Annotated in this window: 1 protein-coding gene; it reads right to left on the reverse strand. The window is 70.3% G+C overall.

Going from position 1 to position 1804, the window contains the following annotated elements; genetic code table 11:
* Positions 1–30: 30 nt before the first annotated feature.
* The gene (locus tag P3T29_RS32515; protein ID WP_280720280.1) at positions 31–1701 is read right to left on the reverse strand and encodes an IS1182 family transposase; all 1671 of its coding nucleotides are present in this window, start codon (positions 1699–1701) and stop codon (positions 31–33) included.
* Positions 1702–1804 lie beyond the last annotated feature (103 nt).

The following is a 1804-nucleotide window of genomic DNA, read 5'->3' on the forward strand; positions in this document are numbered from 1 at the left end:
GACTCTGTCGGTGATCTTGGGTTTGCAAGGTCATTTTCCTTGGCGCCACCAGAGGGGGCGGGGTAGGCCGCGGGCGTCGAGGTACTGCTGGAACGCTGTCGGTGGCCGGGGTCGGTAGGTGGAGTGGGTGGGCTCCTGTTCGCTGAGGCGCCCGATGTTGATCGCGATCGCGGTCAGGACGTGCTGGACGTGCGTCCTGGCCAGGCCCCGGTAGCGGCAGCGGCGCATGTGGTGGCCGTTGACCAACTCGTTCACGGTGCCCTCGACGCCGGAGCGCGACGCGTAGAGGCGTCTCCAGTCCGGGTCTTGCTGATCGAGGCGGTTCTGGGCCTGCAGCTCGTGCAGGTGTCGGGGCAGGAAGTTCACCGTGCGGGCCGAGGTGCCGCTGGTGCAGGCCGCACGGTCGGAGCAGGGGTCGCAGTGCGCGCGGGTGAACCGGGCGACGGTGTAAGGGGCCATGGCGGGCGCCTCGACCCAGTTCCCTGTGATCTTCCCGTTGGGGCAGGTGACGGTGCGCTGGTCGAAGTCGATGCGGAAGTTCTCCCGGGCGAAGCCAGTGCCCTCGCGCCGCTGCCACGCGTTGCCGGCCTTGAGCGGGCCGACCAGTCGGACCCGGTGGTCGCGAGCGGCCTGGTCGAACAGGGCGACGGAGGTGTAGCCGGCGTCGAGGAGATGGTCGCCGGGCAGCAGGCGGCGCCGCTTGAGCCGGGCGTGGATCCCGGGAACCGCGGTGCTGTCATTGGCGGGGGCGGTGGTGGCCACGTCGGTGATCACGTTGACGCCCCGGTCGTCGCAGGTCTCGGTGACATGGGCGAGGTAGCCGGTCCAGCGCGTGTCGCCGCGGCGGGCCCAGTGTGCCTCGGTGTCGTACGGCGATTCGATCCGCACCCGACTGGGCGCCAGGCCGTCTTTCTCGGTCCGCGGCCGCAGTTGGCCCCGGCTGTCCGCGACAAAGTTCTGGACCATGATCTGACGCAGCACCTCCAGTCGGTGTCGGGCGTCACGGTGCACGGCGGGCAACTCGCGCGTGCGCGCCAGCAGTTCGACCGCGTCGGCGGCGACCTGTTTCAGGCGGGTGGCGGGGTGGCTGGGCTGGCTGCACATCCGTGCCTGCCGTCCGTAGCGCTCCCCCCACTCGGCGCTGACCAGCTCGTCCAGGAGCTCGGGGGCGGCCAGGGTGAGTGCCTCCAGGCCGGTGCGGACCGCCTCGGTGACCAGCTCCAGCCGGGTCAACTCGCGTACTGCGGCCAACAGATAGGTGGAGTCGGTGCGCTGCCGGCCCCGGGCCTTGACCAGGCCGGCTCCCTTCAACCGTGCCAGCGCGAGATCGAGCAGCGCATCGGCGCGGCCGCCCGCGGCCAGCCGGTCGCGGAAGTCGGACAGCACGCTGTGGTGGAAGCCCGGATCGTCCAACTCCAGTGCGAGGGCGTACTTGAAGTCGATCCGGCAGCGCACCGCCTCGGCCGTGTCCCGGTCCGAGAGGTTCAACATGAACTGCAGCACGCTCACTGTGGCCAGCTGGGCCGGCGACAGACCGGGCCGCCCATCGCGCGGATACCAGGCAGCGAAATCCTCATCGCTCCACAGCCCGTCGAGCCGGTCACGGACCCACATCGCCGTCGTGCCACGGGGATTGCTTGCGTGAGCGACCCGTGCGGTCAGGGCGGGGACTTGCTCGCCGGAGCGGGGGCGCAGGGACACCGACTCACCTCGCGGAAGGGGGGGGACGACCTTGGAAACCCAGCCGATCTTGCCCGACGATCAGTCCCGTCCGCCGGAGAATCCCAAGATCACCGACAGAGTC

This window comes from Kitasatospora sp. MAP5-34 (genome assembly GCF_029894335.1).
In the GTDB taxonomy this organism is placed as follows: domain Bacteria; phylum Actinomycetota; class Actinomycetes; order Streptomycetales; family Streptomycetaceae; genus Kitasatospora.